Source organism: Rhodococcus sp. no. 34 (assembly GCF_054589475.1).
In genome coordinates this window covers 465,014-479,561 of the sequence record NZ_BAAILK010000012.1, presented here as the reverse complement: position 1 = coordinate 479,561, position 14,548 = coordinate 465,014, and the positions used below count along the sequence as shown (strand labels likewise).

Genomic DNA, 14,548 nt, shown 5'->3' with positions numbered 1-14,548 from the left:
GTGGCCGATCTGCGTGTGTGGCCGACTCAGCTGACCTTCAGGACCAGCTTTCCGGTGTTCGCTCCGGCGAAGAGAAGATTGAGGCTGTCGCCGAACGCGTCGATACCGCCGTCGACGACGTGCTCGCGAGCAGTCAATTCGCCACTCTTGATCCACTTTCCGATCTGCTCTTGTGCTTCTGCGTAGCGATCGAGGTAGTCGAAGACCACGAAGCCGGCCATCGTGGCGCGGTTGACGAGAAGTGACAGGTAGTGAGCAGGGCCTGGCTGAGGTTCGGTGGCGTTGTAGCCCGCGATGGCGCCGCAGATGACCACCCGAGCGCCGAGGCGCAGACGGGAGAGAGCGGCGTCGAGAATTTCTCCGCCGACGTTGTCGAAGTACACGTCGATTCCGTCGGGAGCGTTGGACTTGAGCGCCTTGTATACGGATTCGTTCTTGTAGTCGATGGCGACATCGAAGCCGAGGTCCTCGGTGAGCCACGCGCACTTCTCCGGACCGCCGGCGATGCCGATGACCTTGCATCCGTGAAGCTTTGCGATCTGGCCGACCAGACTGCCGACCGCACCCGCGGCACCGGACACGACGACGGTGTCACCGTCTTTCAGCTTTCCGACGTCGAGTAATCCGAAATACGCAGTGACGCCGGGGAAACCGAGAGCGCCGAGCCAGGTCGGCAGGGGAGCGATCGATTCGTCGACCCGAGTGACGTCTGTACCGTCGGAAACGCCGTACTCGGAAGCGCCGAAGGATCCGGCCACGATGTCCCCGACCTGGTAATCGGGGTGCTGTGATTCGGTGATGCGTCCGACGCCGTGGGCGCGCATGACGGAACCGAGCTTGACCGGCGGAACGTACGACTTGACGTCGTTGAGCCAACCGCGCATCGCGGGGTCGAGGGAGAGGTATTCGACCTTGACGACAAACTCGCCCGGTCCGGCGGACGGGATCTCGGCATCGACGTATTCCCAGGTGGAAGCGTCGGGAAGTCCTGTCGGGCGGGCGGCGAGGCGTACTTGGCGGTTGGTCATCTCTCCCCTTCGGCGAAACGAATTGAACTTGAGGCCGGATTCAATATAGGTGATGGATCACGAACTGGGAAGAGTTGGATGAACCGATTGACGACTATGTATGTTCGATCGATGAGCAATGTGGTCGAAGACGCGCCTGGTTGGTTCACTCGGGCGTTGGCAGCGCCGGTCGAGACGGGGTCGGTGGAGGTCGAGGGCGCCTCGGTGCACTTTCGGGCTTGGGGGCCGGCGGGGCCGGGAATCGTGCTGATTCACGGCGGCGCCGCCCACAGTCGCTGGTGGGATCACATTGCGCCGCAGTTCGCCGAGGGGCGCCGCGTCGTCGCTCTCGACTTGACGGGCCACGGCGACAGTCACACTCGCGACGCCTACGCGATGTCCCAGTGGGCTCGCGAGGTGCTGGCGGCGGCCGAGGCAGGGGGAATCGACGGCAAGCCGATTCTGGTGGGGCACAGTATGGGTGGGATTGTTTCTTTCGTGGCCTCGCATCTGCATGGCGAACTGTTGGACGGGGTTGTCATCATCGATTCTCCGCTCAAGGCGCGTACGCCCGAAGAGGAGGCGGCTCGACGCCAGAATGCGTTCGGCCCCAAGAAGGTTTATCCCACCAGGGAAGACGCGATGGGCCGGTTCCGCTTCGTTCCACCGCAGGATTCGGGTCTGCCTGCGGTGCGTGACCATGTGGCGGCCACGTCGATGGAGGAAGTCGAGGGCGGTTGGTCGTGGAAGTTCGATCCGAATTTCTTTCTCCGAGTAGGCGCCGAAGATGTTCTCGACAGCGAACCACGTTGCCGCGTAGCCTATTTCCGAGCTGAGAACGGCATCGTGTCCGATCGACTCATGGAGCACATGCGCGGATTGTTCGGACCGGAGGCCATCGTGGCGGAGATTCCCGAAGCCGGACATCACGTCATGATCGATCAGCCGTTGCAACTCGTGACCGGGGTGCGAACTGTGTTGAGTGCGTGGTCCGTCGCAAGTCAAGTGCCGGTAGAACAAGCGGCAGGTAACGTCGAGGGAAGGGTAGAAGCATGAGCACGGAATTGACGCTCGAACCGAAAGTCGAAGCTGCACTGAAGTTGTGGCACACCATGATCGAAACCGGCGATCTGTCGGCGCTACCGACGATCGTCGCGCCCGACGCGCAGTTCCGATCGCCCACGGGATTCAAGCCGTACCAGTCCGCGGATGCCGTTGTGCTCATTCTCAATACGGTGATCCAGGTGTTCGAGAACTTCGAGTACCACCGTCAGTTCGCCGGAGCCAACGGTCGACAGGTCGTGCTCGAATTCAGTGCGAACATCGGCGACAAGAGTCTCAAGGGAATCGACATGGTCGAATTCGACGAGGACGGCAAGATCGTCGATTTCGAGGTCATGGTGCGTCCGGCCAGCGGGCTCGCGGCTTTGGCTGCCGAAATGGGTAAGAGGCTCGGGCAGACGCTACCGACCTACAAAGCCTGAACTGAGTCCGTCCAAGGCTCAGTTCGTACTGAATCCGCCGTTGGAGTGAAGGAGTTGTCCCGTAATCCAGCCTCCGGCGTCGGACATCAGAAACCGAACGAGGTTTGCAGTGTCGCCGGGAGTACCCAGCCGGCCGGCAGGAGTCTGGAGGGTTGTGGCCTGTCTGATCTCGGGTGTCATCCATCCTGTGTCGATAGGTCCTGGGTTGACGACGTTGGCTCGTATGCCGCGTGATCCAAGTTCGACTGCGGCGGCGATGACGATGCGGTCGAGAGCGCCCTTGCTGGCCCCGTACGGAAGATTGTGGGCCGCATGGTCGCTGGTGAGTGCGATGATCCGCCCGGCCACCTGACTGACGTCGCGCTGTTCCGGAAGCCGTTCAGCGAACGCTTTGATCAGCAGCCAGGAGGCGCGAGCGTTGACGGCGAAATGTCGTTCCCAGCTCTCGACGGTGGTATCGAGGATCGAGCTGTCGACGCTTTCGCAATGTGAGAGCACCAGCCCACGGAGGTCGTTCCGCGCTGCGGCAGCGTCAACGAGCTGATCGGCCACGTCGGGCGAGGCCAGATCTCCGGGAACCAGGTCGACACGGCTTCCGAGTGCGCGACACTTCTCGGCAATGTCTTGCGGATCGTGCGCTCCGCGCCCGAACCCGACGCGTTCGTCGTAAGGCTCCCAGTAGCCGATCGTCAGATCCCAACCATCCTCGGCGAGACCCAATGCGAGGCTTGCTCCGATCGACTTGCTCCGGCCGACACCGGTGATCAACACGGTTCCGCGCTTGTTCGGCACTGCTCGCCTCCGGAAACTTCGTGTAACTGACGCGGGACTTCTTGCACTGACGCGCACAACTCGAGCGGTCAACCGCGGGTGAGGGCACTTCAGTTGGAAGGACCACTGTATCGGGCGAGCGGGTGCTGTCGGCCCCTCGACCTGGCAAGAGTCTTGACACGGCGCTGTTCACAGCGTTTGACTGAGATGCAAGCTCGAGTTGATTCGCCGGACTGTGTCCCGGGAGGTTGACCTATGCGCGGCAAGGGAATTGCAGGCAAGGCTTTCTCAGACGAGGGCTGTAGACGTCGAGCACGGTCGCACCGGGGGACCATCCCGGTATTGGCTTTGGTTGGGGTGTGCGTACTTTCGTTTGCCATGACTCAGACGGCCGGCGCTCAACCTGTTGCGGAGACTGTCGATACCGGGTTCGTGATCCCCTTTGCCGGGGCACCTGGCTACGAGAGCGTCGCGCCCACGCAGATGACCAGTCCGGATCAGCTCAACCAGCCTTTGGGTCAACAGGTAGCGGACGAGATTGCCGCGCAGATCGGACTCGAACCAGCCGACACTTTGTCCGAGGAGCAGTATCGCGATCTCATCTCCGGCGGTGGGGTCGGGGGCAATCGCGAGGACGCCGAGGTGATCGACGAATGCGCCCGAATATTGACCAATACGAACGGGCGCCCTCTCCACTCCGGCACTACGCCGTCGATTCTGGCCAGTTACGGGTTGTACGTGAATCCCGACGGATTGTTGCAGAGCCCCGCCAACGCGGATGCGCCGACGCGGCAGGTGAATACGCTGATCGCTCCCGGCGGTTTTGTGGGCACCTGGCTGCGCAACAACGGTGCGACGCACACTCTGATTGCGCTCTATCAGTCGGCATACACGGTGCAAGCGGTCTACGGATTTGCAGCGCAACAGATTTCGGGTGAAGCGCAGCTGGTGACCAACACCAAAGGCGATGTGAGTTCGGAGGTCGGCATGTCGATGGCGCCGCCGCTCTGGATAGTGAACTTCGCTCTGCTCTACATCTTGAAGCCCTCACTGGCGGCAGCGATGCCTGCACACTGGGCTCCCATTCCGCCTGCCGTTGCCGACGCAGTGAAGGCGAGTCCCACCGGCCAAGTCGCGTTCAGTGACTACGCGTCCTACTTCGAGTGATCGGTCTGCCGGACAGCGCTCACGAACTTCTCGATCAAAGCATGGTCCTTGACGCCGCGGGACGATTCGACGCCGCTGGAGACGTCGACGCCCCAGGCGCCGGTGGCATCCAATGCGTCGCGCACGTTGTCCGGGGACAGTCCGCCCGCCAGGATCCACTGGCCTTGCGGGCGCGATTGCTGTTGGGCCCAGTTCCAGGGCACCCCGGATCCGGCATCCGCGCCGTCGATCAGGAGTTCGTCCTCACCGAGGTCGAGGTTGTAACCGTCGCGGACGTTGCTGGAGACGACCGCGCGGATGACGGTGAGGCCGGCGTCGTGCAGCCGCTGCACTTGCTCGGCGTCGACAAGATCGTGAATCTGCACGGTGCGAAGCCCGGTGACCTCGGCGATCTCGAGGATCTGATCGATCGGGTTACCGAGAAAGACTCCGATTGCCCGGATATGAGCGGGGACCCGCGCAAGTAGTTCGACTGCGAGAGCGGGGTCGACTTTGCGGACGCTCTCGGCGAAGACGAAACCGATGGCGTCGACGCCCAGTCCCACCGTGAAGTCAACCGTGTCAACGTCGCGTAGGCCACAGACCTTGATGAATGTCACCTGATCCAGAGTACTAGCGTCGTCGTCTAGCCTCGAGCGTGCGACATTTCTACGCGCGAGAGGCTTGACGTGGACTGGCTCTACCGAATCAGTTTGATCTCGGGACCGCTGCCGGTGATCCTGACTGTCCTTGGGGTCCTGGGTGGTGTGTGGCTGCTCGGTTCGAACGTGCGGTGGTACTACCGCCGAGCGGTGCCGATCGCGGGGCTGATCGCACTGGTGATCATGATCGCCGTGTGGATCACCGTCGAAAAGGTGATCGTGCCGTTCCCCGATCCCATCGCGATGTCGATCTACGTGTGGATCGGTCTCGGTATCTACGCGCTGCTACTTCTCGGGCCGCGAATCAAGGCGGGCGGAACCGTCGCGAAGGCGGTGCTGTCCGTGGTCGCGACCGTGCTGGTCATCGTCACCGCCGCAACGCAGATCAATCTGGTCTTTGCCGCCTATCCGACTGTGGGAATTGCGTTCGGCCACGACGATTTCGACCGCATTTCACTCAGTGAAGTTCCCGGTCCGACGGATCCTGTTGTCACCGGCGACCCCACCGACACGGTGTGGAAAGCGCCCGAAGGCATGCCGATTCGCGGACGAGTCACGACTTTGCCGGTCCCCGGAACGATTTCGGGATTCTCCGCGCGTGACGCTCAGGTGTATCTGCCGCCGTCGTACTTCACTAATCCGCGTCCGCTTCTTCCTGTACTGGTGCTGATGGCCGGCCAGCCTGGCAAACCCGAGGACTGGCTTCAAGGCGGAAAGCTGACCGCGACAATGGATTCTTTCGCGCGCGATCATGCCGGGCTCGCTCCGGTTGTCGTGATCGCCGACGGAACGGGTTCGCAGATGGCCAATCCGTTGTGCACCGACTCTTCGCAGGGCAAGGTCGGCACGTATCTGGCAAAGGACTTGCCCGCGGCAGTGGCGAGTGCGTTCCAGATCGACACGAATCCGAGAGCGTGGGCCATCGGCGGGCTCTCCTACGGCGGTACCTGTTCACTACAGATGGCGACCAACTATCCCGACGTGTACCCGACATTCCTCGATCTGTCCGGTCAGTTGGAGCCTTCGCTCGGTGACCGACAGCGGACCGTCGACGAGATATTCGGCGGCGACGAGGCAGCGTTCGTGAAGGTGAATCCGATGGATCTCCTGGCGACGCGGAAGTTCCCGAACTCGGGCGGAGTGTTTGTGGTCGGAACGGATGACAACGAGTTCAAGCCCGGCCAGCAAAAGGTGTACGAAGCGGCCAAAGCGGCCGGAATGGACGCCAGGTATCTCGAGCTTCCCGGTGGTCACAGCTTTTCGGTGTGGTCCGCGGGCGTCGAACAGGAACTGGTGTGGATCTCGCAGCGAATGGGACTGATCAGCTGAATCCTGTTCCGGTTTTGGAACGTGTTCTATATTCGGTGTGTGGCTGTCGTTCGGCAGTCTCCCGATCGTTCACCGACTGGAGTTCAGGCACATGTACGAGTGGTCCGACACCGACCTGATGTTCCGCGACGCCTTGCGGGGCTTTATCGACAAAGAGGTGCGACCTCACGTCGACGAGCTCGAAAGTGGTGCGCTGCCGCCGTTCGACATCATCCGCAAGCTGTACTCGACCTTCGGTCTCGCCGACATGGCACGCGAGGGTCTCGAGAAGTCGCTGGCACGTGAGCGTGGCGATGCACCCTCCAGTGACGGTGAGAAGTCGAGCGCATTCAGCGGCGCCGGCAGCATGGGCGTCGTGCTCAACAGCGAATTGGCCGGAGTCAGCCTCGGCCTGGTCGCATCGTTGGGTGTCAGCCTCGGATTGGCCGCCGGAACTATCCGCAGCCGCGGCACACTCGCGCAGAAGGAACGCTGGCTCCCCGGCTTGGTAACTTTCGAAACCGTCGGTGCATGGGCGATCACCGAACCGGACTCCGGCTCGGATGCCTTCGGCGGTATGAAGTCCTACGTACGCCGCGACGGTGACGACTACATCCTCAACGGCAACAAGACCTTCATCACCAACGGTCCGTACGCCGACGTGATGATCGTCTACGCAAAGCTCGACGAGGGCGATGCGTCGGTTGATCGTCGTGACCGCAAGGTGCTCGCCTTCATCCTCGACAAGGGCATGGAGGGGCTCACGCAGAGCCCGCCGTTCAAGAAGATGGGAATGAACTCCTCGCCGACGGGTGAGCTGTTCTTCGACAACGTCCGCATCACCAAGGATCGTCTGCTCGGCGAAACCGAGGACAGCGGAAAGTCCGACGGAAAGTCCAGCGCCAAGGAGAGCTTTGCCGCCGAACGCATCGGCATCGCGTCGCTCTCACTGGGCATCATCAACGAATGTCACCGTCTGAGCATCGAATACGCGAAGTCCCGCAAACTGTGGGGACGTGAGATCGGGCAGTTCCAGCTCATCCAGCTCAAGCTCGCAGAGATGGAGGTCGCTCGAATCAACGTGCAGAACATGGTCTTCAACGCGATCGAACGCACCGCGGCCGGAGACAAAGTGAGCCTGGCGGAGGCGTCGGCGATGAAGCTGTACTCGTCGCGCGCAGCGACCGAGGTCGCGATGGAAGCCGTGCAGCTGTTCGGTGGAAACGGCTACATGGCCGAGTACCGAGTCGAGCAGTTGGCGCGTGATGCCAAGTCGCTCATGATCTATGCGGGCAGCAACGAAATTCAGGTCACCCATATCGCCAAGGGTCTCCTGGGCTGACACCGGAACGTTTTCGCTTGTCGGTCGACCGCAGCAGGAACCGGATAGTCTTGCTGCGGTCGGCGACACCGCGCCGACGGATCGGAGTAAGCAGTGAACGCGCCAGATCCCACAAATGTTCATCCGATGGCCGGGCAACCGCGAGTGGTGTTGCTGAAGCCGTTGATCGACAACCCGTTGATCGAGGTAGGGGAGTACACCTACTACGACGATCCGGAGTTCGCCGAAGAGTTCGAGACTCGAAACGTGTTGCATCACTACGGTCCCGACAAACTGGTGATCGGCAAGTTCTGCGCCCTGGCCACCGGTGTCACCTTCATCATGAACGGCGCGAACCATCGTATGAACGGTGTCTCCACCTACCCGTTCCCGATCATGGGCGGCGATTGGGCCAGGCACATGGATTTGGTGCAGGATTTGCCGTCGCGCGGTGACACCGTCGTGGGGAACGACGTGTGGTTCGGCGGGAACGTGACAGTCATGCCCGGTGTCCGGATCGGTCACGGGTCGATCGTGTCCACTGGCGCCGTCGTAACGCGCGATGTCCCGGACTACGCAATTGTCGGCGGCAACCCGGCAACGGAGATCAAGCGCCGCTTCAGTGCTGAAGACATCGAGAAGTTGGTGCGAATTGCGTGGTGGGACTGGCCGATCGAGACGATCACCCGCCACGTCCGGGTGATCTCGGACGGGAGTGTCGCGGAACTCGAAGCGGTCGAGTGATCTACCGATCTGCTAGTTCGATCGAGTGAGCGAGTAGTTCCGGACGTGAAGCAGAGTGGCGGCGAAAAGACCGACAGCAAGGCCTGTGGCCGTGAAGGTGATCAGGTTCGGTTCGAGGTCGAAGTGGATGATGGTCAGGCGAGCACTCCGAGGATGCTCAGGAGCAAGCCGGTCGCGATGAAAACTGCGAAGAGTAGTTCTGCAACACGGTCGCGCAGCGTTGTGAGTCGCATTCGACGATCGTCTCATCTCAGCCCGAGATCGAGAGTCTTTGTCGGTGGCTTCCATTAACGTGTGCGCATGACTCTCACACTCGGCATGATCACCTTCGACAGTCTCGATCCCGGTCCGCTCGCAACGTGGTGGGCAGCGCAGTTGGGCGGAAACATCGTCGAGGAAAACGACGGTTGGTTCTACATCGTCTCGGTCCCTGACAGCGCCACCAACTTCGCATTCCAGAAGGTCCCGGACCCCACCGCCGGCAAGAATCGCATCCATCTCGATTTGGGGAGTCCGGATCTCGACGCCGAGGTGGCGCGGCTCGTCGAGGCCGGAGCTACCGAGCACCACCGCGAGAACATGGACGGTTTCCGCTGGGTGACGCTCCTCGATCCTGATGGGAATCAGTTCTGCGTATCCGGTCCTCACGCCTGAGCTAACCGATTCTGTGCCCACCTGATTCGTGGCCACTGATATCCCGGACACCTGTTCGGGCATGATGAGAGGCATGACTTCTCAGACTTCTCGGACGGCTCGGGCCGGGGCGGCTTCTCCGACCGGGGCCGACGCAGACGGCTTGTGCAGCTTCGTCGATTCGTCACCGTCGCCGTTCCATGTGTGCGCGACGGTGGCGACCGAGCTGACGGCCGGCGGGTTCGTCGAAGTCCACGAAACGCAGTCGTGGCCAGCCGAGCCCGGACGGTACTTCCTCGTGCGAGGCGGTTCGCTGATCGCCTGGAGCACCGAGGGCGTGGGAAGTACCGCTCCGTTCCGGATTGTCGGAGGTCATACCGACAGCCCGAACCTGCGGGTCAAACAGCATCCCGACCTCACTTCGGCCGGGTGGCAGATGGTGGGCCTCGAACCGTATGGCGGTGCGTGGCTGAACTCCTGGCTCGACCGCGATCTCGGTATCTCGGGCCGATTGAGTGTCCGGGTGGGAAACACTGTGGAGCAGAAGCTGGTTCGCATCGACGACCCGATTCTTCGTGTTCCGCAGCTGGCTATCCACCTGTCCGAAGATCGCAAGGGTGTGACGCTGGATCCGCAGAGGCACGTCAACGGAATCTGGGGCGTGGGTTCGAAGCCCAAGTCTTTCATCGGCTTTGTCGCCGAGCGTGCGGGTGTAGCCGCGTCGTCGGTTCTCGGCTGGGAATTGATGACACACGACCTTGCGCCCAGCGCAGTCGTGGGGGTGGACAAGGAATTGGTCAGCGCCCCCAGGCTCGACAATCAGGGCACGTGTTATGCAGGGACACAAGCACTTCTGGCCGCGGCTGAGTCGCCCGGTCAGCAGGTCCCAGTGCTTGCACTCTTCGATCATGAAGAGGTCGGCAGCATGTCCGATCGCGGAGCTTTCTCGGACCTGCTGAACACCGTGCTCGAGCGGATCGTGTTGGGACGTGGTGGTGGCCGCGAAGAATTCCTGCAGGCGATGGCCGGCTCGGTATGCGCGTCGGGCGACATGGCACACGCGACGCACCCCAATTACCCGGACCGCCACGAGCCCGCTCATCGGATCGAGATCAACGGTGGGCCGGTACTCAAGGTGAACCAGAACCTGCGCTACGCCACCGATGCGGCCGGTGCCGGCGAATTCGCGCTCGCGTGCGATCAGGCGGGAGTGCCGATGCAGCGCTACGTCCACCGCGCCGATTTGCCGTGCGGCTCCACCATCGGACCGATCACGGCATCACGCACCGGACTGTCCACCGTCGACGTCGGCGCGCCTCAGCTCGCGATGCACTCTGCCCGCGAGCTGATGGGCGCGGCAGATGTCCGCATGTATGCCGACGCGCTCGGTGCCTTCCTCACGCCGCGTAGTTAGAGGGCGCGTAGTCAAAGTGCAGGGAGCCCAGTGGGCGTAGAGGGCGCAGCCGGTAGATCCTCGAAGAAGTCGGCGCTCGGAGTGAAGAACATCGAGCCCGTCACGGCCGTCGAGAAATCGAGCAGACGGTCGTAATTGCCGCGAGGGTTGCCGAGAAACATGTTCTCGAGCATCCGTTCGGTGATCGCCGGCGTGCGGCAGTAGCCGATGAAGAAGGTGCCGATCTCGTCGTCGCCGAGGCGTCCGTACGGCATGTTGGCGCGCAGGATCTCGAGAGCCTTGCCGTTCTCGTCCTTGATCGCGTTGAGGGCGACGTGCGAGTTGGACGGCTTCACGTCGGACGTCATTTCGATGTCCTCGAGCTTGCTGCGTCCGATCACACGCTCCTGCTCATCGACGGTGATTGCTTCCCAGTCCCGCATCTTGTGGATGTATCGCTGGATGTGGACGTAGCTGCCGCCTGCGAACTCGGGATCCTCGTCGCCGACCGTCACCGCGGCGACGGCGTCGCGGCCCACCGGATTCTCGGTGCCGTCGACGAAGCCGATGAGGTCTCGGTTCTCGAAGTACTGGAAGCCGTGAACCTCGTCGACCACCGTGGCTGCGCCGTGCAGTCGCTTCGTGATCTGCCGAGCCACCTCGAAACACGCATCCATGCTCATCGCGCGGATGTGGAAGAGCAGATCGCCGGGAGTCGACGGCGCCGAGTGAACGTCGCCCTGCAAAGCGGTGAACGGGTGCAGTAGCGCGGGACGCGGACCGGCGAACAGTCGATCCCAAACCGACGAACCGATGCTTGTCACCACATCCAAACCTGATCCGGGGACGCGCAGCCCCACTGCGCGCTGCAGGCCGGCGACGTCGGCGAGTAGTTCTCGTGTGGTGTTCTCGCCACCCGGATTCACGGTCGCGACCAGGAAAATCGCAGCCGGAGTGAGGGGAGTGGTCACCGACTGGGACTGTGCCGTGAGGTCGGACTGACGAACATCCTGGGGCATGCGAGGCCTTTCGAGGGAGAGAGTGGGCCGACCCTGACTTTAAGAAAACCGACCGGATTACCCAAACCGGGGCGGGTGTGACGGGCGATACTTCGCAGGCCCGGAGGTGTTGCGGGTGCTGCCGTCTGCGGAAGTCGTCGGCCCGCACCGATAGACTGTCCCCCGGCACGTTCTTTCGTTGGGCACATTCGTGGTGTCCCGCTCCGCGCCGGCTTGCCTCTTGACTCCCGTAGGGAAGGGACCACTCTCCAGTGTCTGCTCACCAGGTCGATACCGTCACGCACGCATCGGCTGATCCCGATGCCGCTCAGCCGTTCAAGGAGCTCGGTCTCAAGGACGACGAATACGCACGCATCAAGGAGATCCTGGGCCGCCGTCCCACGGACGCCGAACTGGCGATGTACTCGGTGATGTGGAGCGAGCACTGCTCGTACAAGTCCTCGAAGGTCCACCTCGGATACTTCGGCAAGACCACCACCGACGAGATGCGCGCCAACATGCTGGCCGGTATCGGTGAGAACGCCGGCGTCGTCGACATCGGTGACGGCTGGGCAGTCACGTTCAAGGTCGAGAGCCACAACCACCCGTCGTACGTCGAGCCCTACCAGGGTGCGGCGACCGGTGTCGGCGGCATCGTCCGCGACATCATGGCCATGGGTGCTCGTCCGATCGCCGTCATGGATCAGCTTCGGTTCGGTGCTGCTGACGCCCCCGATACCCGTCGCGTCGTCGACGGTGTCGTGCGTGGTGTCGGTGGATACGGAAACTCCCTCGGCCTGCCGAACATCGGCGGCGAGACGGTCTTCGACGAGTCCTATGCAGGTAACCCGCTGGTCAACGCCCTCGCTGCCGGCGTCATGCGCGTCGAGGATCTGCATCTGGCCTTCGCTTCGGGCGCGGGCAACAAGATCATCCTGTTCGGCGCACGCACCGGTCTCGACGGAATCGGCGGCGTCTCGGTCCTCGCGTCGGCGACGTTCGACGACGAGGGTGGAGACACCGGCGGACGTAAGAAGCTGCCCGCGGTTCAGGTCGGCGACCCGTTCACCGAGAAGGTGCTCATCGAGTGCTGTCTCGACCTCTACAAGGCCGGCCTCGTCGTCGGCATCCAGGACCTCGGCGGCGCCGGGCTGTCCTGCGCCACCTCCGAGCTGGCCGCGGCCGGCGACGGCGGCATGCACATCAACCTCGAGAAGGTTCCGATGCGCGCCACCGGAATGACCCCGGCCGAGGTGCTCTCGAGCGAATCGCAGGAGCGCATGTGCGCCGTGGTCACGCCCGAGAACGTCGATGCGTTCATGGAGGTCTGCAAGAAGTGGGACGTCCTGGCCACCGACATCGGCGAGGTCACCGACGGTGAGCACCTCACCATCTCCTGGCACGGCGAGACCGTCGTCGACGTTCCCCCGCGCACCGTCGCGCACGAGGGTCCGGTTTACCACCGCCCCGTCGAGCGTCCGGCAACGCAGGATGCCTTGATCGAGAATACGACCGCCGGACTGAAGCGTCCCGAAACCGACGCCGAACTCGAAGCGACCCTGCTGAAGATGATCGCCTCGCCTGCCCTGTGCAGCCGCAAGTGGATCACCGAGCAGTACGACCGCTACGTCCGCGGAAACACCGTCCTGGCCGAGAACGCCGACGGCGGTGTCATCCGCATCGACGAGAAGACCGGACGCGGAATCGCACTGTCCACCGACGCTTCGGGCCGCTACACCGCGCTCGACCCGTACACCGGTGCGCAGCTCGCGTTGGCCGAGGCTTTCCGCAACGTGGCAGTCACGGGCGCAACGCCCAAGGCCGTCTCCAACTGCCTGAACTTCGGTTCTCCCGAGGACCCGGGTGTCATGTGGCAGTTCCAGCAGGCCGTTCGCGGCCTTGCCGACGGCTGCGCCACCCTCGGCATCCCCGTCACCGGCGGCAACGTCAGCTTCTACAACCAGACCGGATCCACGGCAATCCTGCCGACGCCGGTGGTTGCCGTCCTCGGTGTGATCGACGACGTTCACCGCCGCATCCCGACGGGCCTCGGACTCGAGCCCGGCGAGACGCTGATCCTGCTCGGCGAGACCCACGACGAGTTCGACGGTTCCATCTGGTCGCAGGTCGAGCACGGTCACCTCGGTGGCGTGCCGCCGAAGGTCGACCTCGCCCGTGAGCAACTGCTCGCCGACATTTTGCTCGCCTCTTCGCGTGACGGTCTCGTCACCGCAGCCCACGACCTCTCCGAGGGGGGACTGGCCCAGGCTGTCGTCGAAGCCGCGCTGGCCGGCGAAACCGGTTGCCGCATCCTGATTCCCGAGGGCGCCGATCCGTTCGTCACCCTGTTCTCGGAATCGTCGGGACGCGTCCTCGTTGCAGTTCCGCGCACCGAGGAGACTCGCTTCACCGGTATGTGCACCGCCCGCGGCTTGCCGTGGACGCGTATCGGGGTCGTCGACGAGGGCAGCGACTCCGTCGAGGTCCAGGGACACTTCTCCGTCACGATGGCCAAGCTCCGTGAGGCCTTCGAGGGAACGCTGCCCGCACTGTTCGGGTGATAGATGGTCGATTCCGGAGAACTGACTTCTTCTGACAGCCAGCCGCAGGAACACCACCTGCGGCTGGCTGTTCCCGCACCCCTCGAGAAGCTCGACAACCGCTTCACCGAGTGGGCGTGGGGGCTCCTCAAACTCGACTTCACCGGCATCGCGTTTGCCGCGTTCTTCTTCTGCTGGTCGTTGACCCCTTCGCTGTTGCCGCGCGATTGGCTTTTCCAAGGTCTGATCGGCGGAATCAACTCGGCCATCGGCTACGGCGTCGGTACTGCGATCGGTTGGGCTGTCGAGCGATACCTGCTCAGCGGGCGACGGTGGTGGCCACTGCCCGAGCCGGTGCCTTCCGCGATCAAGGTCTTCGTTCCGGTCGCGTCCATCGTCGCGGCGATCATCATGCTGGTCTACGCGGCCGGGTGGCAACGTGAAATCGCGGCACTGACCGATGCCGAAGGCACGACCACTTCCGGCTACATCCGAACCCTCGGACTGAGCCTGCTCGTCGGTGGCCTGCTCATCTCGATCT

At 62.9% G+C, this 14,548-nt stretch carries 13 protein-coding genes and 1 pseudogene; 10 read left to right on the top strand and 4 right to left on the bottom strand.

The features are described from left to right. Positions 1-26: 26 nt before the first annotated feature. Positions 27-1,028 (bottom strand): NADP-dependent oxidoreductase, encoded by a 1,002-nt coding sequence (locus tag ACYP01_RS03150; protein WP_003939765.1) that lies wholly within the window; start codon positions 1,026-1,028, stop codon positions 27-29. A gap of 111 nt (positions 1,029-1,139) precedes the next feature. Here ACYP01_RS03150 and ACYP01_RS03145 point away from each other — a divergent pair, with 111 nt between their 5' ends. Then, positions 1,140-2,063 (top strand): alpha/beta fold hydrolase, encoded by a 924-nt coding sequence (locus ACYP01_RS03145; RefSeq protein WP_404649274.1) that lies wholly within the window; start codon positions 1,140-1,142, stop codon positions 2,061-2,063. Then, positions 2,060-2,491, top strand: coding sequence for a nuclear transport factor 2 family protein (locus tag ACYP01_RS03140; protein WP_003940510.1), 432 nt, complete (start codon positions 2,060-2,062; stop codon positions 2,489-2,491). The genes ACYP01_RS03145 and ACYP01_RS03140 overlap by 4 nt, the downstream gene beginning before the upstream one ends. An 18-nt stretch (positions 2,492-2,509) precedes the next feature. On the opposite strand, the gene ACYP01_RS03135 is transcribed toward ACYP01_RS03140, so the two are convergent. Next, a complete protein-coding gene (locus ACYP01_RS03135) occupies positions 2,510-3,283 on the bottom strand; it encodes an SDR family oxidoreductase (RefSeq protein ID WP_459678630.1) in 774 nt (257 codons plus the stop codon). Positions 3,284-3,517: 234 nt separating this feature from the next. On the opposite strand from ACYP01_RS03135, the gene ACYP01_RS03130 reads away from it, so the two are divergent. After that, positions 3,518-4,429 (top strand): hypothetical protein, encoded by a 912-nt coding sequence (locus ACYP01_RS03130; RefSeq protein WP_459678629.1) that lies wholly within the window; start codon positions 3,518-3,520, stop codon positions 4,427-4,429. On the opposite strand, the gene ACYP01_RS03125 is transcribed toward ACYP01_RS03130, so the two are convergent. Further along, on the bottom strand, positions 4,417-5,028 hold the full coding sequence (locus ACYP01_RS03125) for a phosphoribosylanthranilate isomerase (protein ID WP_459678628.1): 612 nt from the start codon (positions 5,026-5,028) through the stop codon (positions 4,417-4,419). The genes ACYP01_RS03130 and ACYP01_RS03125 overlap by 13 nt on opposite strands. Before the next feature lie 69 nt (positions 5,029-5,097). Between ACYP01_RS03125 and ACYP01_RS03120 the strand changes: the two genes are divergently transcribed. The 5 genes from ACYP01_RS03120 to ACYP01_RS03100 all read left to right on the top strand — a co-directional run bounded on the left by ACYP01_RS03120 (position 5,098) and on the right by ACYP01_RS03100 (position 10,490). Then, entirely contained in the window at positions 5,098-6,399 is a 1,302-nt protein-coding gene (locus tag ACYP01_RS03120; protein WP_378446603.1) for an alpha/beta hydrolase, read from the top strand. A 91-nt stretch (positions 6,400-6,490) separates the two neighbouring features. Further along, a complete protein-coding gene (locus tag ACYP01_RS03115) occupies positions 6,491-7,720 on the top strand; it encodes an acyl-CoA dehydrogenase family protein (protein ID WP_230814689.1) in 1,230 nt (409 codons plus the stop codon). A 126-nt stretch (positions 7,721-7,846) separates the two neighbouring features. After that, the gene (locus tag ACYP01_RS03110) at positions 7,847-8,443 is read left to right on the top strand and encodes a CatB-related O-acetyltransferase (protein WP_459678627.1); all 597 of its coding nucleotides are present in this window, start codon (positions 7,847-7,849) and stop codon (positions 8,441-8,443) included. Positions 8,444-8,743: 300 nt separating this feature from the next. Beyond that, positions 8,744-9,097, top strand: coding sequence for a VOC family protein (locus ACYP01_RS03105; RefSeq protein WP_003939907.1), 354 nt, complete (start codon positions 8,744-8,746; stop codon positions 9,095-9,097). Between the two features lie 73 nt (positions 9,098-9,170). Further along, positions 9,171-10,490 (top strand): M18 family aminopeptidase, encoded by a 1,320-nt coding sequence (locus tag ACYP01_RS03100; RefSeq protein WP_118606539.1) that lies wholly within the window; start codon positions 9,171-9,173, stop codon positions 10,488-10,490. A gap of 11 nt (positions 10,491-10,501) precedes the next feature. Here the strand turns inward: ACYP01_RS03100 and ACYP01_RS03095 are convergent, their stop codons facing one another. Beyond that, positions 10,502-11,488 carry a Dyp-type peroxidase gene (locus ACYP01_RS03095; protein ID WP_459678626.1) on the bottom strand — a complete coding sequence of 329 codons (987 nt, stop codon included), beginning with the start codon at positions 11,486-11,488 and terminating at the stop codon, positions 10,502-10,504. A 251-nt stretch (positions 11,489-11,739) separates the two neighbouring features. Here ACYP01_RS03095 and purL point away from each other — a divergent pair, with 251 nt between their 5' ends. After that, on the top strand, positions 11,740-14,028 hold the full coding sequence (purL, locus tag ACYP01_RS03090) for a phosphoribosylformylglycinamidine synthase subunit PurL (protein ID WP_373937792.1): 2,289 nt from the start codon (positions 11,740-11,742) through the stop codon (positions 14,026-14,028). 3 nt (positions 14,029-14,031) lie between these two features. Next, positions 14,032-14,548, top strand: a pseudogene (locus tag ACYP01_RS03085) (alpha/beta-hydrolase N-terminal domain-containing protein); the annotation flags it as partial.